At 66.1% G+C, this 25,282-nt stretch carries 33 protein-coding genes; 17 read left to right on the top strand and 16 right to left on the bottom strand.

Annotated features, from left to right (window positions below; genetic code table 11):
• The first annotated feature begins 61 nt into the window (after positions 1–61).
• Both SLQ31_RS15790 and SLQ31_RS15785 read left to right on the top strand, forming a co-directional pair.
• Entirely contained in the window at positions 62–730 is a 669-nt protein-coding gene (locus tag SLQ31_RS15790; RefSeq protein ID WP_319434193.1) for a YoaK family protein, read from the top strand.
• Positions 727–1,788, top strand: coding sequence for a pyridoxal-phosphate dependent enzyme (locus tag SLQ31_RS15785; RefSeq protein WP_319434191.1), 1,062 nt, complete (start codon positions 727–729; stop codon positions 1,786–1,788). The genes SLQ31_RS15790 and SLQ31_RS15785 overlap by 4 nt, the downstream gene beginning before the upstream one ends.
• A gap of 11 nt (positions 1,789–1,799) precedes the next feature.
• Here SLQ31_RS15785 and SLQ31_RS15780 read toward each other — a convergent pair whose 3' ends face one another.
• The 3 genes from SLQ31_RS15780 to SLQ31_RS15770 are packed head-to-tail and all read right to left on the bottom strand — an operon-like array spanning position 1,800 to position 3,638.
• Positions 1,800–2,303 (bottom strand): nuclear transport factor 2 family protein, encoded by a 504-nt coding sequence (locus SLQ31_RS15780; RefSeq protein WP_319434189.1) that lies wholly within the window; start codon positions 2,301–2,303, stop codon positions 1,800–1,802.
• Positions 2,304–2,344: 41 nt separating this feature from the next.
• On the bottom strand, positions 2,345–2,800 hold the full coding sequence (locus tag SLQ31_RS15775; protein ID WP_319434188.1) for an SRPBCC family protein: 456 nt from the start codon (positions 2,798–2,800) through the stop codon (positions 2,345–2,347).
• Between the two features lie 10 nt (positions 2,801–2,810).
• Complete coding sequence (locus SLQ31_RS15770; protein WP_319434186.1) at positions 2,811–3,638, bottom strand: polysaccharide deacetylase family protein; 828 nt, start codon at positions 3,636–3,638, stop codon at positions 2,811–2,813.
• Positions 3,639–3,769: 131 nt separating this feature from the next.
• On the opposite strand from SLQ31_RS15770, the gene SLQ31_RS15765 reads away from it, so the two are divergent.
• Together SLQ31_RS15765 and SLQ31_RS15760 are read left to right on the top strand one after the other, a co-directional pair.
• Positions 3,770–4,645, top strand: a complete 876-nt coding sequence (locus SLQ31_RS15765; protein WP_319434680.1) for a TIGR03854 family LLM class F420-dependent oxidoreductase — start codon at positions 3,770–3,772, stop codon at positions 4,643–4,645.
• Between the two features lie 60 nt (positions 4,646–4,705).
• On the top strand, positions 4,706–5,716 hold the full coding sequence (locus SLQ31_RS15760; RefSeq protein ID WP_319434184.1) for a DUF4331 family protein: 1,011 nt from the start codon (positions 4,706–4,708) through the stop codon (positions 5,714–5,716).
• Here SLQ31_RS15760 and SLQ31_RS15755 read toward each other — a convergent pair.
• The gene (locus SLQ31_RS15755) at positions 5,713–6,282 is read right to left on the bottom strand and encodes a chorismate mutase (RefSeq protein WP_319434182.1); all 570 of its coding nucleotides are present in this window, start codon (positions 6,280–6,282) and stop codon (positions 5,713–5,715) included. The two genes, SLQ31_RS15760 and SLQ31_RS15755, sit on opposite strands and share 4 nt — an antisense overlap.
• Here SLQ31_RS15755 and SLQ31_RS15750 point away from each other — a divergent pair.
• On the top strand, positions 6,281–7,105 hold the full coding sequence (locus tag SLQ31_RS15750) for a methyltransferase domain-containing protein (protein WP_319434180.1): 825 nt from the start codon (positions 6,281–6,283) through the stop codon (positions 7,103–7,105). The two genes, SLQ31_RS15755 and SLQ31_RS15750, sit on opposite strands and share 2 nt — an antisense overlap.
• Positions 7,106–7,107: 2 nt before the next feature.
• Here SLQ31_RS15750 and SLQ31_RS15745 read toward each other — a convergent pair whose 3' ends face one another.
• Positions 7,108–8,181, bottom strand: coding sequence for a S1C family serine protease (locus tag SLQ31_RS15745; protein WP_319434178.1), 1,074 nt, complete (start codon positions 8,179–8,181; stop codon positions 7,108–7,110).
• A 185-nt stretch (positions 8,182–8,366) separates the two neighbouring features.
• On the opposite strand from SLQ31_RS15745, the gene SLQ31_RS15740 reads away from it, so the two are divergent.
• From SLQ31_RS15740 to SLQ31_RS15710, 7 genes are all read left to right on the top strand, one after another.
• The gene (locus tag SLQ31_RS15740; protein WP_319434176.1) at positions 8,367–8,618 is read left to right on the top strand and encodes a hypothetical protein; all 252 of its coding nucleotides are present in this window, start codon (positions 8,367–8,369) and stop codon (positions 8,616–8,618) included.
• A 183-nt stretch (positions 8,619–8,801) separates the two neighbouring features.
• A complete protein-coding gene (locus SLQ31_RS15735) occupies positions 8,802–9,656 on the top strand; it encodes a cyclopropane mycolic acid synthase family methyltransferase (protein ID WP_319434174.1) in 855 nt (284 codons plus the stop codon).
• Between the two features lie 213 nt (positions 9,657–9,869).
• Positions 9,870–10,403, top strand: coding sequence for a hypothetical protein (locus tag SLQ31_RS15730; protein WP_319434173.1), 534 nt, complete (start codon positions 9,870–9,872; stop codon positions 10,401–10,403).
• Positions 10,404–10,407: 4 nt separating this feature from the next.
• Positions 10,408–10,968: a hypothetical protein gene (locus tag SLQ31_RS15725; RefSeq protein ID WP_319434170.1), complete on the top strand. Its 561-nt coding sequence runs from the start codon at positions 10,408–10,410 to the stop codon at positions 10,966–10,968.
• Between the two features lie 96 nt (positions 10,969–11,064).
• Positions 11,065–11,409 carry a ferredoxin gene (fdxA, locus tag SLQ31_RS15720; RefSeq protein WP_319434169.1) on the top strand — a complete coding sequence of 115 codons (345 nt, stop codon included), beginning with the start codon at positions 11,065–11,067 and terminating at the stop codon, positions 11,407–11,409.
• Positions 11,410–11,643: 234 nt separating this feature from the next.
• A complete protein-coding gene (locus SLQ31_RS15715; RefSeq protein WP_319434167.1) occupies positions 11,644–12,816 on the top strand; it encodes a hypothetical protein in 1,173 nt (390 codons plus the stop codon).
• An 88-nt stretch (positions 12,817–12,904) separates the two neighbouring features.
• A complete protein-coding gene (locus SLQ31_RS15710) occupies positions 12,905–13,660 on the top strand; it encodes a L,D-transpeptidase (protein WP_413642198.1) in 756 nt (251 codons plus the stop codon).
• A 45-nt stretch (positions 13,661–13,705) separates the two neighbouring features.
• Here SLQ31_RS15710 and SLQ31_RS15705 read toward each other — a convergent pair whose 3' ends face one another.
• The 5 genes from SLQ31_RS15705 to SLQ31_RS15685 form a co-directional block, all read right to left on the bottom strand.
• Positions 13,706–14,359, bottom strand: coding sequence for a sterol desaturase family protein (locus tag SLQ31_RS15705; RefSeq protein ID WP_319434163.1), 654 nt, complete (start codon positions 14,357–14,359; stop codon positions 13,706–13,708).
• Positions 14,360–14,361: 2 nt separating this feature from the next.
• Positions 14,362–15,078 (bottom strand): FadR/GntR family transcriptional regulator, encoded by a 717-nt coding sequence (locus SLQ31_RS15700; protein ID WP_319434161.1) that lies wholly within the window; start codon positions 15,076–15,078, stop codon positions 14,362–14,364.
• 124 nt (positions 15,079–15,202) lie between these two features.
• Complete coding sequence (locus SLQ31_RS15695; RefSeq protein WP_319434159.1) at positions 15,203–15,748, bottom strand: YceI family protein; 546 nt, start codon at positions 15,746–15,748, stop codon at positions 15,203–15,205.
• A 22-nt stretch (positions 15,749–15,770) separates the two neighbouring features.
• Positions 15,771–17,018, bottom strand: coding sequence for a cytochrome P450 (locus tag SLQ31_RS15690; RefSeq protein WP_319434158.1), 1,248 nt, complete (start codon positions 17,016–17,018; stop codon positions 15,771–15,773).
• Positions 17,019–17,124: 106 nt separating this feature from the next.
• A complete protein-coding gene (locus SLQ31_RS15685) occupies positions 17,125–17,931 on the bottom strand; it encodes a helix-turn-helix transcriptional regulator (protein ID WP_319434156.1) in 807 nt (268 codons plus the stop codon).
• Positions 17,932–17,981: 50 nt separating this feature from the next.
• Here SLQ31_RS15685 and SLQ31_RS15680 point away from each other — a divergent pair, with 50 nt between their 5' ends.
• Positions 17,982–18,266: a hypothetical protein gene (locus SLQ31_RS15680; protein WP_319434154.1), complete on the top strand. Its 285-nt coding sequence runs from the start codon at positions 17,982–17,984 to the stop codon at positions 18,264–18,266.
• Here the strand turns inward: SLQ31_RS15680 and SLQ31_RS15675 are convergent.
• Together SLQ31_RS15675 and SLQ31_RS15670 are read right to left on the bottom strand one after the other, a co-directional pair.
• Positions 18,263–18,451, bottom strand: a complete 189-nt coding sequence (locus SLQ31_RS15675; protein ID WP_319434152.1) for a ferredoxin — start codon at positions 18,449–18,451, stop codon at positions 18,263–18,265. The two genes, SLQ31_RS15680 and SLQ31_RS15675, sit on opposite strands and share 4 nt — an antisense overlap.
• Positions 18,448–19,728, bottom strand: coding sequence for a cytochrome P450 (locus SLQ31_RS15670; protein WP_319434150.1), 1,281 nt, complete (start codon positions 19,726–19,728; stop codon positions 18,448–18,450). The genes SLQ31_RS15675 and SLQ31_RS15670 overlap by 4 nt, the downstream gene beginning before the upstream one ends.
• Positions 19,729–19,838: 110 nt before the next feature.
• Here SLQ31_RS15670 and SLQ31_RS15665 point away from each other — a divergent pair, with 110 nt between their 5' ends.
• Both SLQ31_RS15665 and SLQ31_RS15660 read left to right on the top strand, forming a co-directional pair.
• Positions 19,839–20,423, top strand: coding sequence for a helix-turn-helix domain-containing protein (locus tag SLQ31_RS15665; protein WP_319434148.1), 585 nt, complete (start codon positions 19,839–19,841; stop codon positions 20,421–20,423).
• 52 nt (positions 20,424–20,475) lie between these two features.
• Positions 20,476–21,186 carry an SDR family NAD(P)-dependent oxidoreductase gene (locus SLQ31_RS15660; RefSeq protein WP_319434146.1) on the top strand — a complete coding sequence of 237 codons (711 nt, stop codon included), beginning with the start codon at positions 20,476–20,478 and terminating at the stop codon, positions 21,184–21,186.
• Positions 21,187–21,194: 8 nt separating this feature from the next.
• Here SLQ31_RS15660 and SLQ31_RS15655 read toward each other — a convergent pair whose 3' ends face one another.
• On the bottom strand, positions 21,195–21,605 hold the full coding sequence (locus SLQ31_RS15655) for a hypothetical protein (RefSeq protein WP_319434144.1): 411 nt from the start codon (positions 21,603–21,605) through the stop codon (positions 21,195–21,197).
• A 28-nt stretch (positions 21,606–21,633) separates the two neighbouring features.
• On the opposite strand from SLQ31_RS15655, the gene SLQ31_RS15650 reads away from it, so the two are divergent.
• A complete protein-coding gene (locus SLQ31_RS15650) occupies positions 21,634–21,888 on the top strand; it encodes a hypothetical protein (RefSeq protein WP_319434142.1) in 255 nt (84 codons plus the stop codon).
• 97 nt (positions 21,889–21,985) lie between these two features.
• Here the strand turns inward: SLQ31_RS15650 and SLQ31_RS15645 are convergent, their stop codons facing one another.
• The gene (locus SLQ31_RS15645; protein WP_319434139.1) at positions 21,986–22,804 is read right to left on the bottom strand and encodes an ANTAR domain-containing protein; all 819 of its coding nucleotides are present in this window, start codon (positions 22,802–22,804) and stop codon (positions 21,986–21,988) included.
• A 10-nt stretch (positions 22,805–22,814) separates the two neighbouring features.
• On the bottom strand, positions 22,815–23,126 hold the full coding sequence (locus SLQ31_RS15640) for an STAS domain-containing protein (RefSeq protein ID WP_319434137.1): 312 nt from the start codon (positions 23,124–23,126) through the stop codon (positions 22,815–22,817).
• A 330-nt stretch (positions 23,127–23,456) separates the two neighbouring features.
• Here SLQ31_RS15640 and SLQ31_RS15635 point away from each other — a divergent pair, with 330 nt between their 5' ends.
• Positions 23,457–23,900, top strand: a complete 444-nt coding sequence (locus SLQ31_RS15635) for a hypothetical protein (protein ID WP_319434135.1) — start codon at positions 23,457–23,459, stop codon at positions 23,898–23,900.
• 54 nt (positions 23,901–23,954) lie between these two features.
• On the opposite strand, the gene SLQ31_RS15630 is transcribed toward SLQ31_RS15635, so the two are convergent.
• A complete protein-coding gene (locus SLQ31_RS15630) occupies positions 23,955–25,088 on the bottom strand; it encodes a nitronate monooxygenase family protein (protein WP_319434133.1) in 1,134 nt (377 codons plus the stop codon).
• Positions 25,089–25,282: the final 194 nt, after the last annotated feature.

Raw genomic sequence — 25,282 nt, 5'->3', positions numbered from 1 at the left:
CAGTAGAGTCCGTCGCCCACGGTCGTCATCGTTTCCGGATTCAGGCAAGCTAGCTGACACGATGACGCGCACCTCGACGACAGTGCGGTTCGGCCTGCTGCTCACGATGGCCAACGGGTTCCTCGACGCGTACACCTACGTGGCCCGCGGTGGGGTGTTCGCGAACGTGCAGACGGCCAACGTCATCTTCTTCGCGCTCAACATGAGTCAGGGCAAGCTGACCAGCGCGCTGGCCCATGTCTGGCCGCTGCTGGCGTTCATCGCCGGTGTCGGGCTGGCCTCCCACCTGAAGTCGGGCCGGATCGAGCGGCACCTCAAGCATCCGATGCGCTGGACCATGCTGTTGCAGGTCATCGTGCTGTTCGTGATCGGCTTCGTACCGACGACGGTGGCCCACACCTACGTGACCGTCCCGATCTCGTTCGTCGCGGCAATACAGATCGGGCTATTCCGCACTATCGGCGACTTCGTGTACCTGCCGGTGGCCACCACCGGAAACCTGATGCGACTGGTGGAGTCGGGCTATACCGGGTTCGTGGACCACGACGCGACGGCACGGCGCGCCTTCACCATCTACGCCGCTCTCACACTGTTCTTCACCGGTGGCGCGCTAGTCGGCGCCTTCGCCACCCACGCGTGGGGCGTGCATGCGATCTGGCTGCCGACCGCCGTCCTGTTCGTCACGCTGGTCATGTTCGTGATCGACGAGCGCAAAGGCATCGAGCCGTGAACCTCCCACCACTGGTATGTCGTTCGTGCGGACGGGAATTCGACGTCGCGGAGCTGGTGTGGCGCTGCCCCTGCGGCGGGGTGTTCGATGTCGGCGGGCAGTGGCAGCCGGTAGTCGACCCATCGATCACCCTCGGTGAGGGCGACACCCCGCTCGTACGGTCCCAAACCCTGCCCGCGGTCCGCTTCAAGCTCGAATTCTTCAGTCCGACATTATCTTTCAAAGATCGCGGAGCGGCGGTCTTGGCTTCGCTGGCCGCACAGCTTCGGGTCGGGAAAGCCGTGGTCGACAGCAGTGGCAATGCCGGCACGGCGGCGGCTGCGTATTTCGCCAGGGCCGGCATCGACTGCGAGGTGCTCGTACCGGCGTCGACCTCGCCGGAGAAACTCGCACAGATCCGGGCCCACGGCGCCGAGCTGAACCTGGTCCCTGGCAGTCGTGCCGATGCCGCCGCGGCGGCCGCGCGGATCGCCGATCGGCCCGGGGTGTTCTATGCCAGTCACGTTTATCACCCGTATTTCATGCACGGAGTGAAGGCCTACGGCTACGAGATCTGGCGCCAAAGCGGCGAGACGCTGCCCTCGGCGGTGCTGGTCCCGGTCGGTAACGGGACACTGCTGCTGGGCTGCTATCTGGCGTTCAGCGAGCTGGTCGCGGCCGGACTGGCCGAGCGGCTGCCGGCACTACTGGCAGTCCAGGCGGCCGGCTGCGCACCGCTGGCCGCTGCGTGGCAGGGCACCGAGTACCCCACCGCGCCAACGGTGGCCGAAGGCATTGCGATCACCGCACCGCCGCGCGCCGATCAGATCCTGGCCGCCGTGCGGGCCTCCGGGGGCACGATCGTCACCGTCGACGACGACGCCGTCATTGCCGGGCGCCGGGCGTTGGCACGAAGCGAAGGCCTTTTCGTGGAGCCCACGGCGGCAGTCTGTTACGCCGCGGCGGCAGGCGCCCCGAACCGAACGGGGCCGGGCTGGCAGCTCGTCCGCGAACGGCTCGCCAACGGCGACGTCGTGATCCCGTTATGCGGTGCGGGACTCAAACATCCCGGTGAGTGAGACTTGCCGTCTCAGGCCAGATCCCAGCCCATGTTCTTGGCGAACGTCACCGCGTCATCGGAGATGGTGCCGAGCTTCTTCGACGCCTCGATGTAGCCCTTCACCATCGGCATGAAGTTCATCGGGTTGTAGGCATCTTCCTCATAGCTCCACAGCCCGTCACCCGCGTACTTGAGTACCGACAGGTTCGGCTCCTCGTGGATGCTTCCATCGCCGGGATCGCGCATCCGGTTCTGGAATTCGCAGATCACCCAGCCCTTGTCGACATCGATGGAATGCCAGGTCGCAGGGAAGAACGGCATCTCGGTGCCAGGAAAAGTGTTCATGGTGCCGACGATCCACTTGCGGATCGCTTCACGCCCCGTGAACGTTCCGTAGGAGTGCTCGACATAGGTGGCGTCTTCGGTGAACTGGTCGGCGAACCGACCCCAGTCCCAGCTCTCGCCGATCCCGACGACAACCTGCTTGTGTTCTTCGAACGCCTTTTCAATTTCTTCGCGTGACCATCGACCCATGCACCGGTTGTATCAAACGGGTCGGCGGCTGTGGCCGAGATTCAGTCGTTCTCAACGACTTTCTTGATTCGTTCAAGCGTCGTGCGCATGTCCCGCCGGTTGCGCCGGCCCCGCAGATATCCGCCGAACAACCAGAACACCCGCATCGGCGCAGACTTGGCGAGCCGGAACGATTCCGTCACGTCGGTGCCGTCGCCTTTTGCATCGAGACGGTAGTGCCAGTTGTTGAGCGCACGATCGCCGGCCAGGACGGCGAACCCGAATTCGCGTCCCGGCTCGCAGGCGGTGACACGGCAGGTGGTCCAGTACACCGGCCCGATCTCGTTGCGGCGGACGTGGCCGCGGAACTTCGCCCCCAGTGCCGGTCCGGTGGCGCCGCCGAGCCATTCGGACTCGAACACCTCGGGCGAAAACTCGCCGGTCTTGGTGATGTCGGCGATGAGATTCCAGATCTTGTCTGCCGGTGCAGCAATGTGCACGGTCACGGAGCCTTCCATGACTGGGAATCTACGCCGAGGTGACGTGCGGGATCTCCGGCTGCAGGAAAACGTCGTTGAGTGTGACCGTGCGCAGATTGCGTGACCGGATGATGTCCACCAGCGCGGGGTAGACGTGAGTGACCGGCAGATGGTTGAGGTGGCCGATCACGATGGCCTGCTGGATGAAGTACTGGTCGGCCATCTTGACGATGAAGTCCTCGGCGACCGGCGTGGAGTCGGCCAGCGATCCCGCCCACAACGTCGGAACCCGGTACCCCATATCGGCGGCGACACTGTCCACGTCATCGTTGTGGCTGCCGTACGGCGGCCGGAAATACGGTGTGGCGTCGGCACCGAACGTGTTGCGCAGGAACTGATCGTTGCGCCGCAGTTGGTCGGCAACCTGATCCTTGGGCAGCGTCGTCAGGTCGGGGTGCGACCAGGTGTGGTTGCCGAGTTGGATCTGGCCGGAGTCGACCAGCGGGCGTAGCAGCGCGGCGTTGTCGCGCCAGGAGTCGTAGACGCCGTTGACGAAGAACGTCAGCCGGATTCCGGTGTCCTTGGCGAGTTGGGTGTAGAGCCGGACCACCTCGGAGCTCACCCCGTCGTCGACGGTGAGTGCCAGCAGGTCGCCCTTGCCGGGCAGCTTGGTGAGCTCACCGCCGCCGGGCAGTGGCACCCGGTCCGTCGGCGGGGGTGGGGGTAGCAGCGGCGCCGCCCCGATCGGCGGCGGGGGAGCCTTGACACCTGCCGCCGGCGAATTGGTCTGGGACATCGCGATCGCGCTCGACGTCCCGACGAGGCTGGCCGAAGCCAGCAGTCCGATCACGAACTGGCGCCGGGTTACCTCGGCCACTTGCCGGTCCCAGAAGCCACATCCGTAACATGCGTCACACCCATAGGTTAAGGTTCGCAACCCCCGAAACCGTGCACATCCGTGGCTGTGTCGTGATCTCCGGCAGGGCTACCGTGGCGGGGGTGAGCGACGTGAAGATTCGGTTCGGCGTGAGTTTGGGATCCACAGTCGAAGAACTGGGTGGCATCGTCGACCGGCTGGAGTCCGCCGGCGTCGACTCAATCTGGTTCTCGGAATTGGTCTACACCCCATCCGTCGACCCCTTCGCGGGCATGGCCTACACGCTGGGCCGGACCGAGCGCCTCAAGGTCGGCACATCGGTGGCGGTGTTGCCCGGCCGCAACCCGGTCCTGGTCGCCAAAGCGTTGGTATCGCTGGCCACCCTCGGCCCCAAACGGGTGCTGCCCGCGTTCGGCCTGCGGCCGGCGTCACCGGCGGAATGGGATCTGTTTCCCGTCCCCGACGGCCAGCGCGCCGCGGTGTTCGACGAGTCACTGGAAGTGCTGCGCGCGCTGCTCACCGGTGACGAGGTGACCTTCTCCGGCCAGTTCTTTGCGCTCACCGCCGTGTCGCTGGGCATCCGCCCACCGGTACCGGTCGACGTCTGGCTCGGTGGGTCAGCGCCGGCGGCGTTCCGCCGGATCGGGCGCCTCGCCGACGGCTGGCTCGGCAGCTTCCTCACCCCGGCCGAGGCGCGTGTCGCCAGGGAGAGCATCGAGGCCGCCGCCGCCGAGGCCGGCCGTGCGATCGAACCGGATCACTTTGGCCTGAGCCTCGGTGTCGCCGACGGTGGCCTGCGCGACGAGATCGCCGCCGCCATCCGCACCCGCAGACCCGACGTCGATCCGGCCGAACTCGTCGCAGGGGACTGGTCGCAATTGCACCGGCAGATCGACGGTCTCATCGCCGCGGGGCTCAGCAAGTTCGTCATCCGGCCCGTCGGCGACACCCCGACTGACGAGTTCATCGACCGTTTCATCGACGAGTTGTTGCCCCGGCAGAATTGATCCGGCAGAGTACCGCTCAGGTATGTCATACCGAACGTCCCGTGGCCGAGGAGTTTTGCGATGTCGAATCATTTCACCGGCCTGAATCTCGGCCCGCCACTGGGCGATCAGCGACTGGATCTGTGCGACCTGTATGCGTTTCAGGCTCCCGCCGACCCGACCCGCACGGTGCTGATCCTCAACGCCAACCCGAACGCCGATGCGCTGCACCCCGACGCCATCTACCGGCTGGCGGTCGACAACGACGGGGATCTGCTCAACAACATCGCCTTCAGCTTCATCTTCTCGACACCCGAGGACGGGCGCCAGACCGTCGATGTGTTCAAGGTCGTCGGCGACGAGGCGGAATCACCACTTCCGGTGGGCGAGAAGATCTTCGACGCTGTCGAGGTGTCATTCGGCCCGACCGCCAACGTCCATCAGTCCGGGGACTACACGTTCGCCGCGGGTACGCGCAGCGACGCTTTCTTCTTCGACTTCGACGGCATCAAGAACCTGTTCGACATCACCGGCGGTCGCAACTTCACCGCGCCGCACCTCGGCGGCACGTCACCGTGGACCGGCGTCGACTCCAATCTGAGCGCCAACGTGTTCTCGATCGCGATCGAACTGCCGACCGCCGAACTCGGCGCCAACCCCGACATCCGGATCTGGGGCCGGTGCAGCCTGAAGCAGGACGGCGAACTGAACCACGTCGACCGCGCCGGTCACCCGTCGGTGAGCAGTTTCTTCAACACCGACGACACCAAACTCGAGTACAACGCCAGCGTGCCGGTCAACGACCGGGACCGTTGGACGGCACAGTTCGTCCACCTGATGGGGCACACCGGCGGCTACAGCGACGAGGAAGCCGTCGCGGAGATCGACCGCGAGGGCACCCTGCCCGACATGCTCCACTTCGACCCGGCCAAGCCGGCGAAATACCCCAACGGCCGGGTGTTCACCGACGATGTCATCGACTACCGGCTGGCGTTCCTGACCAAAGGTGACTGCCCACCCAGTGGGCTCGCTCCGCACACCGACACACTCGACGTCTTCCCGTATCTCGGCAATCCGCACCCCGCGAATTAGCTTGCGGGACAGTATGACCGGGTGGCGACGTCCAGCGCCGTGCGGTACAGATCGTCGAACTGCCGCTCGCCGGCGACGACGCCCTTGGCCGCGGCCAGCGCGGGACCGCAGCCCGGGGAGTTCAGTAGCGGCCACTGCACCGAGAACTGCTCGACGATCTGGTGGTTGAGCCCGTCGATGACCGACCGGGACGCCGACAGGTCCGGCGCCGTACTCGGCGCACTGGCCGGGTCGAACTTCCAGCCGGCGAACCGGGCGTACTCGATCGCCTCGGTGGCGTTGATCTGATTGGTGAACGCACTGGTGGCGTAATCGGTTGTCACACCACGAGTTTCGGCGTCTTTGGATACCGCATCCAACACCACCTTGACGCGGGCGGGGTCGGTGATCGGGCCGCCGGTCAGCCACTTGTTGGCCGCCACCGCATCAGCGGTCTGCAAGCGCTGCGCCGCAGCGTCGACCAGGTTGTAGAGCGGTTCGGGTGAATCAGCCCGCGCCGGTGCGGCCGTCGCGATGGCGAGCATCGTCATCATCGTTGCGGCGCCGCGCGCCAGGGCAGTGGTCATGGGTTCCATCCTCGCTATTGCCGTCGATACCGCCTTGACGTTAACTGTGTCGGTGGCGGACTGGAGCGGCCGGGACTACATCCGGGTCAGCAGCCTGCAACGCACGGTGGCCGCCGAGACCCTTGCCGAACTCGTCGTCGACGGCGGCGAGTGGATGCTCGACATCGGCTGCGGCGACGGCTTCCTCACCCGCGAGATCGCCGATCGCCTTCCGCGCGGGTACATCGTCGGCCTCGACGCGTCGCCGAGAATGGTGGCCACCGCCGGTCAGGCCGACCCACCGGCACCGGCCGGGCCGGTGTTCGTGTGTGCTGACGCGTGCCGGCTGCCGTTCGGCAGCAGCTTCGACATGGTGGTCTCGTTCAATGCGCTGCACTGGGTTCCACAGCTCGGCGACGCGCTCGCCGGTATTGCCGGGGCACTGCGCGCGGGCGGCCGGGCCCTGATCCAGATGGTCTGCGGCAGTGCGCGCCCCAGCATCGAGTCCACCGCGATGCAGGTGGCCCGCGGCCACCGTTGGGCCCCGTACTTCGCCGGCTTCAGCGCGCCGTTCGTGCATCCCGATCCTGCCGCATTCGGTGAGCTGGCGCAGCGCTGCGGCCTTCGGGTCGACTCGCTGACGGTGCGCGATCGCGAGTGGGATTTCGAGTCCGCCGAGCAATTCACCGCGTGGTGCACGGTGGGCTGCACGGCCTGGACCGACCACGTCCCCGAGGCCGAGCGCGCCGACTTCATCGGCGAGTTGGTGGGCGCTTACGAAGCGGTGGCGGGACGTCCCGGCCTGTTCCGGTTCATGCAGCTACGGGCCGAGCTGCACACCTGAGATCAGCCGACCGGCCCCGCGCCGAGCACCACCGGCGCGCTGCGCGGATTACCCTCACGGTCCACCCAGTTCAGCTGGATGGTGTCACCGGGGTGGTGGGCGTCCATGACGTTGGACAGATCGGTGGCGCTATTGATGGCGACCCCATCCACCGTCGTGATGACGTCGCCAGGCGCGAGACCGACCCCACGAGCGGCAGTGTCCGGAAGTACTTGGCGCACAACGGCTCCAGCGGGGCCGCCGTCGTTCGCGTCGGCGATGCCGACACCGATGAAGGCGGTATCACCCATGTGCACGCCGGCGCCGCCCCCGGATCGGATCGCATTGGCGATACCGAGTGCCCGGTCGATCGGAATGGCAAAGCCCTCGCCGCCGCGGACGTTGCCCATCCGGTAGGTCAGGGTGGCGGCGACGTTGACCCCGACCACCTGGCCGGCCGCGTTGACCAGCGGACCACCCGAGTCGCCGGGCCGGACGTCGGCGGCCACCCGGATCAGGTCGGTGAGTTCCCGGGTCCCGCCACCGGACTCGTCGGAGGCGCGCACCGAGGCGCCCAATTGCGTGATGTCGCCCGGCGAGAAGCTCGGCGCGCCACCGGCTCCGCCCGCGTTGCCGATCGCCGCGATCGGGTCGCCCACCGCGATGCCCGACGAGGTGCCCACTGACGCGACCGGGAGATCACTGGCCCCGCGCAACCGGACCAGGGCGATGTCACTGGTGCGGTCATACCCGATGACGTCCACGGGGTAAGTGCGCCCGTTGGCCAAGCTGGTCGCGGTGATCCCGGTGGCGCCCTCGATGACGTGGTTGTTGGTCAGCACCTCACCATTCGGGTCGAGCACGATGCCCGTGCCCGCCCCGACGGCGCTCTGATAGTTCAGCGTCGTGTTGATGTCGACCAGGCCGGGCGTGACCAGCCCGAGCACCGCGGACTGGTCGAGCGGCGCCAGGGGAGCCGGGCCCAGGAGCGCCGGCGTGGCGTGCGCGGGACCTGCCAACAGACCCGGCACCAGCAGAAGGGCCGCCAGCACGGTCATCAGCCGGCGGCCGCGGCGAAGCGGAAGCTTTGCATCCATAGCTCAACTTTGCCTGAAAAGCGGCGCGAGTGGCACTCGGACGGCCTTTTCGCCGCTCGTCGCGTTGCTGGATTGATCATCACGGTTTGGTGAAGCTGACATTTGGGCAGTCCCTTCGACAGCATCAATGACCTGCTCTACCCCATCCTCGACATCGCCCTACCGGACGAGAAGGGACTCCGATCGTGAGCACTCCCGCAAGCTCCGAAAGGCCTTCCGACCAGGCCCCCGATCAGCAAGGCGTGGCCGAGAAGCCGGTGCCGGATGAGAGTGCGAAGGCCAAGGCGAAAGAAATGATGAAGTCCTACGAGGACCGGCCTACCGCCGTTTTGCCCGGTTCCGACAACACCATTACCGGTACCGCCATCAACGATTGGCTCGACGACGAAGGCAAACCCATTTACGGCAAGGACGACGCCGCCGGAAATTCCGCATAACAGTCGTCCCTTAGCGGCTTCACAGTTTGCTCAAGTGGGGACTTCGCGGTTGAGTCACGTAGGCTACCCGGGTTAGGTCACCCGGGGAGTGTGGCCGGTCTTGCGGGGGCGGGCCGGAGTGCGACGCAAGAACAGGACGCCATTTTGATAGAGACACCGGCTGACGCCGAACAAGCCCAGTACATGGAGCCGCGTTTCGACAACGTGCAGCACCATTACGACCTGTCCGACGACTTCTATCGGCTCTTCCTGGACAGGACCCAGACGTACAGCTGCGCCTACTTCGAGCCTGATGATGTGACGCTGGAGCAGGCACAGATCGCCAAGATCGATCTGTCACTGGGCAAGCTGGGCCTCGAGCCGGGCATGACATTGCTGGATGTCGGTTGCGGTTGGGGCGCCACGTTGATGCGCGCCCTGGAGAAGTACGACGTCAACGTGGTCGGGCTGACGCTCAGCAAGAACCAGGCGCTGCATGTCCAACAGCTGTTCGACGAGTCCGAGAGCACCCGGTCCAAGCGGGTCCTGCTGGAAGGCTGGGAGCAGTTCGACGAGCCGGTCGACCGGATCGTCTCCATCGGTGCGTTCGAGCATTTCGGATCCGATCGCTACAACGCGTTCTTCAAGATGGCCTACGAGGCATTGCCCGCCGATGGAGTGATGTTGCTCCACACCATCGTTCTCCCGAGTGACGAGGATTTCGCCGCGCGCGGAATGCCAATCACGATGCGGCACTTGAAGTTCTTCAAATTCATCATGGATGAAATCTTCCCCGGCGGCCGGTTGCCCAAGGTGACCGATGTCGAAGAGCACGCCGCTCGCGCGGGCTTCAACGTCAATCGGGTTCACCCGCTGCGGCTGCATTACGCGCGCACTCTGGACCTGTGGGCCGCGGCGCTGGAGGCCAACGAGGAAGAGGCCGTGGACCTGCAGTCGCGCGAGATCTACGACCGCTACATGAAATACCTGACTGGCTGCGCTGAGTTGTTCCGCGATGGCTATACCGACATCTGCCAGTTCACCCTGGCCAAGGGCTGACAGCTCGCTGCCAGCCCTTCGCCTCACCACCTGAGGGTGAACGGGTAACACCTCGGCGCATCCCCCGGTGTGCGCCACAAACACGATGTCGACGTTGACGTTATGGGCTCTGCCCTGGTGGCGTCGCGAGTCGAAGGCCCACATCTCGTAGGGCCATTGGTCCTTACCTGGGTGTTAGCATGCGCGCGTCGTCAGTGTCGGTGAGGAGATGCAATGGTGCGCGCAGGGTCAATCGGTGGCGCGGCACTGGCGATGATGGCGTCCGGCCTGGGGTTTGTCCCCGGAGTCCCCGGCCCCCTTGCAGTGGCCGACCCGGGCGCGACGGTGTACATGTTCGGCAGCTGCTACGACCCGAGCCAGCCACTGCAGGAGAAGCCGCAGCGGGTGGTCTACGGATGCGACTCCACCAGCATCATGGAAGACATGACCTGGAGTTCATGGGGAGCCGACGGCGCCACGGGCGCCAGCACCGACAATTCCGTTCAGTGCCAACCGAACTGCGCGCGGGGGCCGCACCTGTACAACCCGATCGTGGTGCGCGCGTGGAATCCCGCGCCCGGCCGGGCCGGCTGCCCGGACAACGCGGCGTTCTTCACCGATATCACCGTCGCCTACCCGGCCGGTGTCCCGCCGTGGGTGGTCCCCGGCACCACCTGGGGTCCTGGCGTGGAATACACCTACGTCGACGGCATGCCCGCCGTGCACTTCTTCGATCAACGGCCCTACAGCTGCACGCCGTTGTCCTGATCTGATGTCTGCCGCGACCGGCCTTCGCTCCAAACCCGCAGTGCTGCTCATCGCAGCCGCACTGCTCGTCAGTCTGGTGTTCGGGCTGAGTTTCGTTGTGATGCACCGGTTTCGGGATCTGCGCGGTGAGGCGGTCGATCCGGTCGCGCATCCGCTGACCGACGAGCAGGCCAAACGCCAAGTCCTCGAGCCGGCCCGGGAGATCGCCGGCAACCTGAAGGGTGTCAGCGCAAGCTATCTGCTGATGTCGTGCAAGAACGCCGACGAACCGCCCTACCAGGGCGCGGTCTACCTCAACTTCGATGTGCCGGGCGTCATGGCCACGCGGGAGTACTTCGGGTCGATCGCGGCGGCGATGACGGCCAAGGGCTGGACCGAGGCGATGCCGCCGAACCGTCACCCCGGTGGCCGGGCCTTCACCCGCGACGGCGTGACCGCCATCTACTTCCGCAATACCGACCAGACCGACCGAGCCACGATGCAGATCTACGGCGAATGCCGGGACACCACCGACCATCGGACCGACCCGACCGGTTGGGTCGACGTCACCGCCACAGTGCGCTGAGTGCGATCGAGTCCCCGCCAGCCGGGGACTTTGGTCCCTGTTCCGGGGGCCTTCTCCCTCGTGTGTGGTACGCCGAGTCACAGATAAGCTGCGGACATGACCTACGTGATCAGCAGTGCGTGTGTCGATATCAAGCACAAGGCCTGCGTGAAGGAATGCCCGGTCGACTGCATTTACGAGGGCGACCGCACCATGTACATCAATCCCACCGAATGCGTGGAATGCGGTGCCTGCACGATCCTCTGCGAGGTCGACGCCATCTACTTCGATAGCGACCTGCCTGAAAACGAGACGAAGTTCCTCGCCGACAACGCCGCCTTCTTCAGCGAAATCCTGCCGGGCCGCGACGCCCCGATCGGGAACCCGGGCGGGGCCTATGAGCTCGGCCCGGTTGGCGTGGACACCCCGATGGTGGCCGCGCTGCCGCCCCGGCAGAACTGAGCGTTATCGGATCGTCTCCTGACCGGGACCACACGGTGCTCGTTCGCCGGTATAGCCGACTGCGGGTAGGCTCCACGGAGATCGAAGACGACCACGCAGTACCGGTTCTCTTCCGGCGCTTCCAGCGCGACGTATCGCACCAGGTGTTTATGCCTCTGCGCGCGTGCTGTGTGCGGCCGGCGAAGTCAGGACCGGAGAGGAGTACTTCAGTTGGACACGGTCCTGGGACTGTCGATGACCCCGACCACTGTCGGACTCGTTCTTGTCCAAGGTGACGGGGTCGACGGCGCCACGAAGGGGCACGACACGTTCGAGGTGCGCCGCGGCGGGTTCAGCCCGGTCACGACGTCGGAGTTCGTCGCCGAGGCGCTGTCACGCACCCAGGCGATCGTCGGCGGTCAGCGTCTGCAGTCCATCGGGGTGACCTGGAGCGATGACGCCTCGGTCGAAGCCTCATTGCTGCTCGACTCGCTGGCCGACTCCGGATTCGAGAACGTGATCCCCATCCGGTTGCCGGAAGCCACCGAGGCCTTCGCCCGCGGCATCGGGCAGGTGATCGGATCTGACGTGACCGCAGTGTGCGTCGTCGAGCCGGATGCCGTCGTCGCCTTAGTCGTCGACGCCCACGAGGGCGCCGTACAGACCGCGATCAGCTACGACCTGGAAACCGACGATGACCTGATCGGCTGGCTGACCGACATGCTGACCAGCAGCGAATGGCACCCCGACGGGCTGGTGCTGCTCGGCTCCGGGGACGGCTTCGAATCGATCGCCCGCCGCCTCGAAGAGATCCTGGGCATCCAGGTGTTCGCACCAGCAGAGGCAGAGCTGGCCTTGGCCCGCGGTGCGGCCCTGGCCTCGGTGAACGGCATCGGAGTGTTCGACGATGCGCTGTTCGCCCTGCCGGCCCCACCGGCCAACCGCCGGAACGAATCGAAGGCCATGCGCGGCGCGACAGCACTGCTGGCCGGGGGCGTGGTGGCGTTCGTAGTGTCGGCGTCAGTGGCGGTGGGTCTGGAACTGGTGCCGAACCACGGGACGCGTTCCGAACACCGTGACGTGGTGAACACCGCCGAGACACCCGCGCTGCGGCCCGAGACCGCACCCCAGGCCCCGGTTCCTGCCTCGGCCCCACACGAGCTCTCGGCCCCCGACGAAGCACAGGCCCCGCCTGCCGCGCCGGCGGAAGCCGAACCGACCTTCGACGCAGCGCCGGTCGTCGCGATGACGATGAACATGCCGCCGCCCGAGGCCCCGCCCGCCGATGTGCCGCTCGACCCCGCCGCCGCGCCGCCGGCCGCTGTGGCACCGCCGTTTCCTGCCGTCATCAACCCGCCCGCCCCGCCCGCTGTGCAACCCAAGCAGTCGCTGCGGGAGCGCATCTGGGACCGGTTGCACGGCGGATAACCCTCACGTCCCCGCATGTTTGGCGGGCGCATCGGTGCCGACCATTTAGACTAGGCCTTTGCTGATCGCCCACGCGAGGACGGTATACATGGCCAGAGCAGTTCGACGAGCATTTGCCGCCGCAGGGATTGCGGTGCTGGCGATGACGACTTCGGTGCAGACCAGCGTGGCCGCGGTCGCCCCCTCGATCGACGGAGCGTCCATCGCCTCCGTTGCGCCCACCAACGGCCAGGTCGTGGGTGTCGCCATGCCGATCACCGTGACGTTCAACAAGCCGGTGATCGATCGCTGGGGCGCCCAGCAATCGATCACCGTCACGACGCCGGCCAATGTGCCCGGACGTTATGAGTGGGTCGACGACAAGACGGTTCAGTTCGTGCCGTCCCAGTACTGGCCCGCGCATTCGGAGATCACCATGATGGCCGGTGGCATTCCGCGAACCTTCGGCACCGGCTCCATCGTGCTGGGCGTGGCCGACATCTCGGCGCACACGTTCACCGTCAGCATCGACGGCCAGGTGGCTCGTCAGATGCCCGCGTCGATGGGCAAACCCAAGCACCAGACGCCGGTGGGGAATTTCACCGCCCTGGAGAAGCAGTCCACGGTAATCATGGACTCTCGCACCATCGGCATCCCGCTCAGTGATCCGGAGGGCTACAAGCTCACCGTCAACGATGCCGTTCGGGTCACCTGGGGTGGGGTGTACGTGCACTCCGCACCGTGGTCGGTCGGCTCACAGGGCTACGCGAACGTCAGCCACGGCTGCATCAACCTGAGCCCAGACAACGCTTCGTGGTACTTCAACCAGGTGCACATCGGCGACCCGATCACCATCAACGCCTAACTGCCCCAGAGGTTTTCATGCGTGGGGTTTTCATGCGTGGGGTTTTCATGCGTGCAGGTTCTTCGCAGTGGGGGAAGCGGGCACCATCGCTGCATCGGGATAGGTTCGCAGCACCCGGTCGGCGGTGCCCGGTGTGGTCACACCGAACCAGTAGTGCTCGTTCTTGAAGTGGTGTAGCCGATGGTCCCGCCAAATCACCCGGTAGACAGCGGTTTTCGGCTTGTAGTCGGTGTGCACCAGGTAATGACACCACTCGTAGGCCAGCCCGAGGGTCAGCATCACGACCAGGAACGTCAGACCCATACCGGTGCGGGGGAATGCCAACAGGGCGATGGCCACCGCCGCCACCACCGCGCCGACCGCCGACTGCAACGGGATGAACACCAGATCCACGTCACGCGGGGCGACGTGATGCTCGCGATGCTTGCGGGCGAGTAGCGTGTCGAGCGTGATCTTGCCGATCCGGCGCGGCCGCCAATGCAGGATGAAGACGTGAATCGTCCACTCCAACAACGGAAAACCCGCGGCGATCGCGAACGGCACCACCGCATCGGTGAGCTGCCAGTCGCCCACTGCGATCCGGGCGGCCACGGCGGCCGTCAACGCCACCACGAATAACCAGGGCGTGGGATGTCGCCAGAACTCGCGGCAGGCATCGGTCAGGGTGAGGCCGCGGCGGGTGTTCGTCTGTGCACTCATCGTTATCCCTCCAGCGCGTTCAATGCCGCGACCAGGGCGGTGGTCGCAGGTTCCAGAAGGTGACGGGCGGCAGTGGCCGCGGCCGCCGGTTTGCCGGCCACGATGGCCCGAGCCAGCGTGCGGTATGCCTGCGTCTGCCCGACCTCGGCGGCCATCAGTGTGGCCAGCGCAGGCAGCGCCGGTTCGTAGGCGGCTCGTAATGTGTTGAACATCAACCGAAATGCGATCGAGTCGGCGCCGTCGACCACGTGATCCCAGAAGGTCAGGGCATGCCGCTGCTGCTCGAGCGGATCCTCGGCCGACGCCAGCGCGGCAATCGATTCCTCGAGCAGGTCAGCCAGCTCGGCCGGGCGGCGTTCGGCGGCCAGCTCGGCCACCTTCGGACCGTTGTGCAAGCGAGCCTCAAGGATGCTGCGGGCCACCGAGACGTCGAGTTGGCCGTTGCGCAGCAGTAATTGGGGGAGCAGGTCGAGTCCGGCGTGGCGACGGAAGTCGCGAACGGTGGTGGCGTCACCCTGGCGGACTTCAACCAGACCGGCGGCGGCGACTCGCTTGAGCGCTTCGCGGACCGCCGGGCGGGAGACCCCGAGGACCTCCGACAGCCTGCGCTCGGAGGGCAGTGACTCACCAGGTTGCATTTCGCCGCTGAGCACGTCGGCGAGGATCTGCTCGAAGACGTCTTCGGGGACCGAACGCCGGTTCACCGGCTGCAATGCCATGGCCCCAGCATGCCGACCCAGCGGCCAGAGGTCAAGTGGTCATACCAGTTATCCAGCGCCCAAACCGACAAACGGGCGCACTTTTGCGAGTGGCTTACGCCATTTCGTCGATCTCGGCGCTGGCTTACTTGGGGTGACGGGCCGTGAACCGCACATTCACCTCGTCGGCGACCTTCAGCGAGCCCACGAACAGCGAATACGGCTTGACCCCGAAGTCCGTCTGGAGCACCGGTGTTGACGCCGACATCACCCAGACACCGCCGGAGTCGTCGACCGCCAGGTCGACGGTCTGCGGCCGCGACGTGCCGTGAATCTCGACGGTGCCGGCCAGGGCGTAGCCGGCCGCGGTCTGGCTGATGTCCTCAGCGCTGAACGTGATCTGCGGATACTTCTTGACGTTGAGCGCCTTCAGCGCGTTCGAGCGGACCACGCCCTTCTCCGGCCCGGACAGCGGCGTGACGCCACCCTCGCCCTTGACTACCTGCAGCGAATCCACGTCGACCACCAGCTCAACGGCGGTCGGCTGCTTGCCGCGCCACTGCACGTCGGCGCGCCAGGACGCCATGGCGATGGTGAGCCGGTGCCCCATCTTGGCGGCCGGGCCGCCGACCCCGGTCAGTATCTGCAGTTCGCCCTCGGCAGCGGTCAGTGTCCAGGCTGTGTCTGTCACGCCTCGACTGTATCGACGGCTCCTACTTGCCGGCGCTCGCTCCCGTGTAGTCGACCTGCCAGTGCTTGATGCCGTTGAGCCAGCCCGACCGCAACCGCTCCGGTTTGGCGAGCGCGGTCAGGTCGGGCAGGTGGTCGGCGATCGCGTTGAACATCAGCTCGATCGTCATCCTGGCCAGGTTGGCGCCGATGCAGTAGTGCGCACCCGTACCACCGAATCCGACGTGGGGATTGGGATCGCGAAAGATGTTGAAGCGCAGCGGATCCTCGAACACCTCGTCGTCGAAGTTGGCCGAGCGGTAGGACATCACCACCCGCTGCCCCTTCTTGATCGCGACCCCACTGAGCTCGGTGTCTTCCAGGGCGGTCCGCTGGAATGACGTCACCGGAGTGGCCCATCGGACGATCTCGTCGACCGCGGTCTTCGGGCGCTGCGCTTTGTACAGCTCCCACTGGTCCGGGAAATCGGTGAAGGCCGTCATGCCGTGGGTGATCGAGTTGCGGGTGGTCTCGTTGCCGGCCACCGCCAACAAGATCACGAAGAAGCCGAACTCGTCATCGGAGAGCCTGCCTCCCTCGACATCGGCCTGCACCAGCTTGGTCACCAGATCGTCGCGGGGGTTGGCGGTCCGGTCGGCGGCCATCTGCATGCCGTACATGATCAGCTCGCCGGCAGCACCGAGAGGATCATTGCGGGCGAACTCGGGATCCGCCTCGCCGACCATCTGGTTGGACCAGTCGAACAGCTTCTTGCGCTCGTCCTGCGGAACACCCATGAGGTCGGCGATGGCCTGCAGTGGCAGCTCGCAGGAAACCTGCTCGACGAAGTCGCCGGATCCTTCTGCCGCTGCGGCCTTGGCGATCGCCTGGGCGCGCTCTCGCAGATTCTCACGCAACGTCTCGACGGCCCGTGGGGTGAACGCGCGGGAGACGATCTGGCGCAGATGGGTGTGATGCGGCGCATCCATGTTCAGCAGGATGAACTGGCCGGTGTCCTTGTGCGACACGGCCGCATTGTCCGGGTAGCGGGGCAGGGCGGTGTTCTCCAGGCTGGAGAACACGTCGCTGCGCCGCGAGATCTCCTTGACGTCCTTGTGCTTGCTGACGACCCAGTACCCGTCGTCGTCGAAGCCGCCGACATTTCTCGGTTGCTCGTTCCACCAGATCGGCTCAGTACGGCGCAGCTCGGCGAGTTCCTCGACGGGCAGCCGCTCGTGGTTCAGATCGGGATCGGTGAAGTCGAAACCAGGGGGCAGGTTCGGACTTGGCATAAAAAGCGACCTCCATACGACGTGATCTAGTGCCCGGTGATCCATGCCTACACCACGCACGGAGCGCTCGACAGTACCTTTCGGAAACTAATAACTGAAACGTGTTCTACAACGGCGTTGACGACGGCCGCAGCGCGTCGGCGGTGGCGTCGTCGGCGGGCAGGAACGCCTCGATGCTCAGCTCTGCCGCGGTCAGGTCGAGCGCCGTGCCGAACGTCGTCACCATGGAGATGAACGTCAGCAGCACCCCGTCGAGGCGGTAGAGCTCCAACGGCACCGCGACCCCGCCGAGGTCCGTCGATCCGTCTTCACCGCCGGGGTAGGACTCGATCTCGGCCAGCAGCTCCGCGGAACCACCGGCGCCGGCCTCGCGGCGCAGCCGGCTCAGCAGATGGTGCCGCCACTGCCCGAGATTGCGAATCCGCGGTGCCAGGCCGTCGGGGTGCAGTGCGATGCGCAGTGCGTTGGGTGTCTCGAGCAGATGCGCCGCCACCCCGTCCAGCAGGGTCGAGGTGCCGAGGTTCGCGTGCAGCACATCCCAGCCGCGGTTGACGGCCAGAGCCGGGTACGGGTCGTAGGCGGCCAGCACCCGGTCGATGCCGGCCCGCACTGCCGCCATCCCGGGATCGTCGACGCCGCGTTCGGCGTACGCCGGTGCCAATCCGGCGGCGAGCAGCAATTGGTTCTGCTCGCGGGGCGGTACCGCCAGCGCGTCGGCCAGGCGCAGCACCATGGCGCGGCTCGGCGCCGAGCGCCCGCTCTCGACGAAGCTGACGTGCCGAGCCGACACGTTCGCCTCCAGCGCGAGGTCGAGTTGACTGAGTCGCCGCCGGCGCCGCCAGCCACGCAGTAGTTCACCGAACCCCGTACCGCCCACTGCACCAGCATCGCCCACGCCGATGCGCGATGCCACTACCTCAGAGGTAATTGCTTCGCCTACCTCTGAGGGGGAGCGTGGACACCATGACGAACAGCGATCCATCCCCGGTCCCCAGCTGGCTTCGCTTCGTGCTCAAGTCCGACCGCGCCGGCTCGTCGTGGTTCGTCGGCACCGGGTTCTTCCTCGCGCCACTACTGGCCCTGGTGTCACCCTGGCCCGCGCTGACCGTAGCCATCTGGGTGGTGATCGGGCTGGCCGGGCTGTGGCTGGGGCTGCTCGGTGTCGCGATGGCCACCGGGCTGGCGATGGTCATGCGCGCGAATGTCGAGATACCTGAAGACTATTGGCGCTCGATCGTCAACTACTAGTCGAGGACGACGGCGTTCTCCGGGCAGGCGCTGGCCGCCTCCCGGGCGCTGTCGGCAAGCTCGTCGGGCACCTCGTCGACGATGGCTTCGGCATAGCCGTCGTCGGTCATGGCGAAGACTTCCGGGCAGATGGTGGTGCACACGCCGTGTCCACGGCAGCGCGCGTCGTCAATGCTGGCTTTCATGACAGGTCGAACTCCAGGTGCAATTCGGTGAGCCCACGCAGGATGTAGGTGGGCACATAGTTGTAGCGGCGCGCATCGGCGGGGCCGTGATGTTCCTCGCTGATCCGGATGTCGGTGGTGCGATCCAGCAGCCGTTCCAGCGCGACGCGCGCCTCCGCCCGGGCCAGCGGGGCACCCGGGCAGGAGTGGATACCACGGCCAAAGGCGATGTGCTGCCGAGCATTCGACCGCGCCGGGTCGAAGGTGTTGGGATCGGCGAAACGGCGCGGGTCGCGGTTGGCCGCGGCCTGGACGACCATCAGCGTGGAGCCGGACGGCACGTCGACCCCGCCGAGAGTGACCGGCACCTTGGACAGCCGGAAGTCACCCTTGACCGGGCCCTCGAAGCGCAGCGACTCCTCAATGAAGTTGCCGACCTTGGAGCGGTCCGCACGCAGCATCGCCTGAATGTCGGGGCGATCGCCCAGAACCTGCAGCGCGGCACTGAGCAACCGCACCGTGGTCTCCTGGCCGGCCGAATAGAGGTTGGCCGCGACGCGAGCCACATCGCCCGGATCGGGCGTCGAGCCGTCGGGGAAGGTCGCCGCGGCCATCTCCGAGAGCACGTCACCGCGGGGATTCGCACGACGGTCCTCGATGTAGTCGACGAACTTGTCGTAGAGGAATTCCAGCGGCGACTTCGCCAGAGCTTCACCCTTGACGCTGCCGATGCCGCCGCCGTGGTGCGCGCCGCTCGCCATCTCCTTGACGAACTCGTCGCGGTCATTGTCGGGCACACCCAGCAGGTCGGCGATGATCACCAGCGTGAACGGTTGAGCGAAACCCGAAATCAGCTCCCCGCTCCCACCGACCAAGAAATCGTCGAGGCAGCGGTCGACCATCGTCCACATCGCGTCCTCGTTCTCCTTGAGGCGCTTGGGCGTGATCAGCCGCATCAGCAGGGCCCGGTGATCGGTGTGCACGGGGGGATCCAATGCCGGCAACTGATCGTTGAAGGGCAGCTCATCCCGATGTGCGGCAACGAGTTCGGCGACGTCGTCGCGGCCTTCGACGGGGACCGGGAAGCCGGGGAAGGGGCCGGTGACCGCGATGCAGGACGAAAAGCGGTCGGCGTCGCCGGCGACCTCGGTGGCCTCTTCCCAGCCGGTAACCATCCACACGCCGTGATGCGGCTCCCGGGAAACCGGGCAGCGGTCGTAGAGAGCTTCCAGGTAGGGATAAGGATCGGCGACCACATCGCGATCCTTGAAGAAGTTCACACTGTCGACATCAGTCACTGGGGGTCCCTTCAGGGCACGGAAGCCGCCATACGATCGGCTAGGGAGATGCTAGTCGATCGTATGGTAGTTTACTAGCCGATCGTAAAGCTGGGCGAAGGGAGCTGATGATGAGCGCAATCGCTGCGGTCAGCACGACGCCCGCCCCCGACACCCGGCAACGGCTCATCGACGCGGCCATTGCGCTCTTTATCCGGCACAGCTTCGCCGGCACGTCGCTGCAGATGATCGCCGACGAGCTCGGCTTCACCAAAGCCGCTATCTACCACCACTTTCGGACCCGTGAGCAGCTCTTGACGGCGATCCTCGAGCCGATCATCGACAAGGTGGCCGCGGTGGTCGATGACGCCGAGCAGCAGCGGGGGGTACACGCCCGTGCCGAGCGCATGATCAACGGCTACGCCCGGCTGGCCGTTCAGAGTCCGATGCTGGTCTCGGTCCTGGCGGCCGATCCGAGCGTGCACACCGTGTTGAAGGCCAACCGCGAGTGGACGCAGATCATCTCGCGACAGATGGCCCTCCTCGCCGACGTCCATCCCGGCCCGGCCGGGTTCATCCGGGCGCAATTCGTGTTCGCCGGGATCGCCGGTTCAGCCGATCCCAAACGCGCAACCGACGACGAGTGGCTGCACGGCCAACTCCTCGACGCCGGCCGACGCGCACTGGGGCTACGCACGCCTCGACGAACGTCGTAATACCAACAGTTTTGGTTCATCAGGCGGTGCGGCCGCCGGAAAGGGGACGCTTGTGTCCACCACGAAGACGGCATTGGTGACCGGTGGCGGTTCGGGGATCGGTGCGGCCATTGCCGCTCGGCTGCGCTCGGACGGCTACCGCGTCGCCATCCTCGACCTGAATCCGGCTGAGGGCGAGTTCTCCTACATTGCTGACGTCAGCGATCGCGCGCAGATCGACGCCGCGCTCGCCGAAGTCCACGCCGCGCTGGGACCGGTCACGATCCTGGTCAACGCCGCAGGCAAGGATTCGTTTCGTCGGTTTCTCGATTTGTCCTTCGAGCAGTGGAAGAACATTGTCGACATCAATCTGCACGGGGTCTTCCACACCATCCAGGCCGTCCTGCCCGACATGATCGAGGCCGGCTGGGGCCGCATCGTCAACATCTCCTCCTCGAGCACGCACTCCGGAGTTCCGTACATGTCGGCCTACGTGGCGGCCAAGTCTGGTGTCAACGGCCTGACGAAAAGCCTTGCGCTGGAATACGGCCCGGCAGGTATCACCGTCAACGCCGTCCCGCCGGGCTTTATCGATACCCCGATGCTGCGCAAGGCCGAAGCCCGCGGGAACATGGGCGACATCCAGGCCACCATCGACGCCACCCCGGTGCGGCGGATGGGCCGGCCTGAGGACATCGCCGCGGCCTGCGCCTTCTTCATCTCCGAGGAAGCCAGCTACATCACCGGCCAGATCCTCGGCGTCAACGGCGGCCGCAACACCTAACGAGTTGGTTAGCCAGCCGGCTTTGTCGTGGTCGGGGTGGCCGAGGTCGTCACCGTCACCGTCGTCGTGCTCACCGTCGTCGTCGCGCTGCCCGAGGTGGTCGCGCTCGACGAGGTGCCCGACTGCGAGAAGCTGGCTTCCTTGAACTCGATCCACGAATCCTTGTAGATGACGTCGTCGCCCGAGGAGACCAGGATCTGAGTGGGTGAAACTGCGTAGGTGACACCGTCATTGGACGCAACCAGGGTGCCGTCGGAGCTGCGGGTGATCGGCAGATGCAGGGGAGCGTTGTCGGACAGCCGCACGCCGCGGTACTCGAGACCACCGTCGGCGTGCACGCAGATCACCACCAGGGACTTGCTGGTGCGGCCGTAGGCCATCAAGGTCTGGTTGTCGTCGCAGCGCGCGAGGGTATCCACATAGCCGCGCGAGTCGGCCTTATATGACGTGGGCGCAGTCGACGTCGTTGTCGTGGCCGACGTCGTGGCAGAAGAGGTGGCGGACGAGGTGGCAGTGGCAGACGTGGTGGCAGCCGACTCGGATGTCGTCGAGGTGGTGGGCGCCGCCTGCGCGACGGGCAGGGTGTCCGATGCGCCGGTTGTCACCGTCACCCCGATCACCAGCCCGACCGCCGCGATGACCCCGCCGACCCCCAGCCAGGGCAACAAATTCGACGACGGTGAGGCGGAGCGCGGATCGTGAGCGGACATGGCCTAAGCGAACCACCTCATGCGGCGATTCCGGCGCTGGTGCAGCGGCGTTTCGGCGAGTAATCGCCGTTAGATGCGCGTCAGCGCCGCTAGCTCACCGGTTCGATCGGTGTCGAATCGTGGGTGAGCACCGCCCACAACAGACCGGCGGCGCGCTTGGCCTGGTCATCGGGCACGATTGGTGACCCGGCCACCGGCTGCTCGGCCGGTGAACCACTGATGTGCTCCACCAGTGCGACGGCAAGCGCGCGCAACTTCACGTTGGATTCGTGGCTGGCGCGGCGCAGCGTCGCCCACGCGGTATCGGCATCACAGGCCAAGCGCCCCATGATCGCGCCCTTGGCCTGCTCGATGGCGCCGCGGGACTGCAGCACTGCCAGCATGTCGGCGGTCGCGGTACCGCCGTCCTCGGCGCCGGCCGACACCATCGCCGCGGAGACCAGCTGTTCGTAGCCGATCAGGGTGGTCACCGTACCGGCAGTGGCCGGCCGATCCAACACGCAGGACAACACGACCGTGCCGTCGGCCTTCCACACTCCGGGCACCGCGACCGAGCCGCGGACCTCCCGCCAGGCCGCACCGTGCTCGGGTATCCGGGCCTCCATCGCCGGCAGGCTCAACCCCGGCCAGCGCTCGTCGGCCCACAGATCCAGGCTCAGCACCGGCACCTGATGGATGAACGCATCGACGACCGGACCACCGAATCCGGCCAACTGGGCCTCGGCGACTTCACCGCCGTAGCCGCGGGCGGCCAGCACGGTCATCTCGTCCTCGTCGAGGCGCCGGTCGTGCACGGTGATCGCCAGCCCGATGGCATCCGGCAGGTCGAGATGGACACGTTCGAGGATCCGCTCGAACAACTCACCCTGCTGGGACAGGTCGCGCGGGTGGAACTCGGGGGCTGGCATGGTGTTCGGCTCACTCCTTGGTGACGACGATGGCCACCCGGTCCAGGCCCGAGATCGCCAGCAGTGTCTTGATCGGCCCGTCGGCGGCCACGATCATCGTGAGCTCGGTCGTGGCGGCCAGGCCGAACAGAGCGCGCACCGTGGCACTATCGCAATAGCTGACGTCGGCGAGGTCGACGGTCAGCGTGGCGGAATCCGCCGCGGCCTTCGACATCACGTCCTGGAATTCGCCGACATTGGCCAGGTCGATCTCACCGGAGGCGACAACGTGCGGTGACTCCCGATCGGCTACCACCGCGACCCGGAACTGGGCCTCTGCCATCAGCGCAACTCCTTGTGCTTCTCGACGATGGTTCCAATTTCGGTGGCGGCAACCTGCGATGCGGTCAGCACAACACTATGCCGGACCCCGCGGGCCGGTGTCATCATCATCGAGTCGGCAGCACAAAAGGCACGACATGCCCTTGCCACGGAACGTCTCCCGTCGTCTTCGTCACCCCCGACGACGCAATCGCCGCAGCTTAGCAAGCTTCGGTGCGGGCGGAGAGGTCAGCAAAGGGCAAAATCTGCGGTGCCGTCACAATAGGTGCTAACTCGCGCGCCTTTCCGGTTTCCCCCGAAGCACACCTGCCACAGCCGTTAGGCTCAGCGCATGCTCCGCGAATTCGTCATCGCAGCAACCGTCGCAGGCACCGCGTTCGCGATGGCGCCAACTGCCGCCGCCGACGAGCCCCATGGGCCGTTCCCGGGTGACCCGCCCGGGATGAACTACGAGGCCTACCTGAGCGCACCCTGCTATCAGTGGGACCGGTTCGTGTTCGGCCGTGGCCCCGGTGGCGAGCCGTTGGCGTGCCACTGGATTCCGGGGCAGTCGCCGATCGGCATGGACCGGCCGCCCGAAGGTGTGGGCTTCTGGGTGCTGTCGCCCAAGATCTACGGCGTGCAAGCCGTCGGCTCGCCGTGTCCCGGGTCGCAGGCCGCAGCCCAGTCGCCCGACGGCCTGCCCATGCTCTGCCTTGGTGCCCAGGGTTGGCAGCCGGGGTCCATGCATTCCGGCGACTGGGGCAACGGAAACGACTTCTACCCGGCCAGCTAAACGCAAGAGTGCCGCCAGGGTGAGAACCCTGACGGCACACTCACTTACGTTTGGTTAGACGCCTGCTGCCTCGTTGATCTGCTCGAGCCGGCCGGTGGCCTCCAGGTACTCGTTCACCCAGCGCTCGATCACCGTCGAGGTCTTCTCCACCTTGGTGAACTGACCCACCACCTGACCGACCGGGTTGAACGCGACGTCGACGGTCTCGTTCGGATACTTGTTGGTCGCCGAGACCGCGAGCCCGGAAACCATGTACTGCAACGGCATTCCGAGTGGCTTGGGGTTGTCCGGGTTTTCCCAGGCCTCGGTCCAGTCGTTGCGCAGCATGCGGGCCGGCTTGCCGGTGAACGAGCGGCTGCGCACCGTGTCGCGGCTGCCGGCCTTGATGTAGGCCGCCTGCTGGACGGGGGTGTTGTGGGCCTCCTCGACCATCAGCCACTGCGAGCCGGTCCATGCCCCCTGCGTCCCGAGCGCGAGCGCGGCGGCGATCTGCTGACCACTACCGATACCACCGGCGGCCAGCACCGGCACCGGTGCGACCTCCTTGACCACCTGCGGCCACAGCACGATCGAGCCGACCTCGCCGCTGTGGCCGCCGGCCTCACCGCCCTGGGCGATGATGATGTCGACGCCGGCATCGGCGTGCTTTTTCGCCTGGCTGGGGGAGCCGCACAGCGCGGCGACCTTACGGCCTTCGGCGTGGATGTGCTTGATCATGTCCGGCGGCGGGGTGCCCAGCGCGTTGGCGATCAACGTCATCTTGGGGTGCTTGAGTGCGACCTCGACCTGTGGGGTCGCGGTGGCCTCGGTCCAGCCGAGCAACTGAAGGCTGCTCTCGTTGTCCTCCGCGGTGAGCGGGACGCCGTGATCGGTCAGGATCTTGCGGGCGAAGTCGAGGTGCTCCTGCGGCACCATGTCGACGAGCGTCTTGGCCAGCTCGTCGGCGGACAGCCCGGAGTCCATCCCCTCGTATTTGTTGGGGATGACGATGTCGACGCCGTAGTGGTGGTCGCCGATGTTCTCGTCGATCCACTTCAACTCGATCTCGAGCTGCTCGGGCGTGAAGCCGACCGCACCGAGGACCCCGAAGCCGCCGGCCTTGCTGACGGCGACGACGACGTCACGACAATGGGTGAACGCGAAGATGGGGAACTCGATACCGAGCTCGTCGCAAAGGGCAGTGTGCATAAACCGGCTCCTTCAAGCGGGGGCGTGCGCAGACTGGAACGTGTTCTAGTTTAGTACGCCGGTGATGTGTGATTTGCAGGTATCCACCATCAGAGAGCTGACGAATGGCTATCGGCCAAAATTCGGCACTTCTGCCGCCGTGAGGTAGCGGTCGTCGGCCCCGCACAGGAGTAGCGTTTGATGTCTGCGTAGCG

Source organism: Mycobacterium sp. RTGN5 (assembly GCF_033804465.1).
Lineage (GTDB): Bacteria > Actinomycetota > Actinomycetes > Mycobacteriales > Mycobacteriaceae > Mycobacterium.
The sequence above is the reverse complement of the archived record's forward strand: the minus strand, read 5'-3'. Positions and strand labels throughout refer to the sequence as shown.

Bases quoted from the DNA above. Each gene is read 5' to 3' on its own strand.
- SLQ31_RS15790 (WP_319434193.1), top strand. From the start codon at position 62: ATGACGCGCACCTCGACGACAGTGCGGTTCGGCCTGCTGCTCACGATG.
- SLQ31_RS15780 (WP_319434189.1), bottom strand. From the start codon at position 2,303: ATGGGTCGATGGTCACGCGAAGAAATTGAAAAGGCGTTCGAAGAACAC.
- SLQ31_RS15775 (WP_319434188.1), bottom strand. From the start codon at position 2,800: ATGGAAGGCTCCGTGACCGTGCACATTGCTGCACCGGCAGACAAGATC.
- SLQ31_RS15760 (WP_319434184.1), top strand. From the start codon at position 4,706: ATGTCGAATCATTTCACCGGCCTGAATCTCGGCCCGCCACTGGGCGAT.
- SLQ31_RS15750 (WP_319434180.1), top strand. From the start codon at position 6,281: ATGGGTTCCATCCTCGCTATTGCCGTCGATACCGCCTTGACGTTAACT.
- SLQ31_RS15755 (WP_319434182.1), bottom strand. From the start codon at position 6,282: ATGACCACTGCCCTGGCGCGCGGCGCCGCAACGATGATGACGATGCTC.
- SLQ31_RS15745 (WP_319434178.1), bottom strand. From the start codon at position 8,181: ATGGATGCAAAGCTTCCGCTTCGCCGCGGCCGCCGGCTGATGACCGTG.
- SLQ31_RS15735 (WP_319434174.1), top strand. From the start codon at position 8,802: ATGGAGCCGCGTTTCGACAACGTGCAGCACCATTACGACCTGTCCGAC.
- SLQ31_RS15730 (WP_319434173.1), top strand. From the start codon at position 9,870: ATGGTGCGCGCAGGGTCAATCGGTGGCGCGGCACTGGCGATGATGGCG.
- SLQ31_RS15725 (WP_319434170.1), top strand. From the start codon at position 10,408: ATGTCTGCCGCGACCGGCCTTCGCTCCAAACCCGCAGTGCTGCTCATC.
- fdxA (WP_319434169.1), top strand. From the start codon at position 11,065: ATGACCTACGTGATCAGCAGTGCGTGTGTCGATATCAAGCACAAGGCC.
- SLQ31_RS15715 (WP_319434167.1), top strand. From the start codon at position 11,644: ATGACCCCGACCACTGTCGGACTCGTTCTTGTCCAAGGTGACGGGGTC.
- SLQ31_RS15710 (WP_413642198.1), top strand. From the start codon at position 12,905: ATGGCCAGAGCAGTTCGACGAGCATTTGCCGCCGCAGGGATTGCGGTG.
- SLQ31_RS15705 (WP_319434163.1), bottom strand. From the start codon at position 14,359: ATGAGTGCACAGACGAACACCCGCCGCGGCCTCACCCTGACCGATGCC.
- SLQ31_RS15700 (WP_319434161.1), bottom strand. From the start codon at position 15,078: ATGGCATTGCAGCCGGTGAACCGGCGTTCGGTCCCCGAAGACGTCTTC.
- SLQ31_RS15690 (WP_319434158.1), bottom strand. From the start codon at position 17,018: ATGCCAAGTCCGAACCTGCCCCCTGGTTTCGACTTCACCGATCCCGAT.
- SLQ31_RS15680 (WP_319434154.1), top strand. From the start codon at position 17,982: ATGACGAACAGCGATCCATCCCCGGTCCCCAGCTGGCTTCGCTTCGTG.
- SLQ31_RS15675 (WP_319434152.1), bottom strand. From the start codon at position 18,451: ATGAAAGCCAGCATTGACGACGCGCGCTGCCGTGGACACGGCGTGTGC.
- SLQ31_RS15665 (WP_319434148.1), top strand. From the start codon at position 19,839: ATGAGCGCAATCGCTGCGGTCAGCACGACGCCCGCCCCCGACACCCGG.
- SLQ31_RS15645 (WP_319434139.1), bottom strand. From the start codon at position 22,804: ATGCCAGCCCCCGAGTTCCACCCGCGCGACCTGTCCCAGCAGGGTGAG.
- SLQ31_RS15640 (WP_319434137.1), bottom strand. From the start codon at position 23,126: ATGGCAGAGGCCCAGTTCCGGGTCGCGGTGGTAGCCGATCGGGAGTCA.
- SLQ31_RS15635 (WP_319434135.1), top strand. From the start codon at position 23,457: ATGCTCCGCGAATTCGTCATCGCAGCAACCGTCGCAGGCACCGCGTTC.
- SLQ31_RS15630 (WP_319434133.1), bottom strand. From the start codon at position 25,088: ATGCACACTGCCCTTTGCGACGAGCTCGGTATCGAGTTCCCCATCTTC.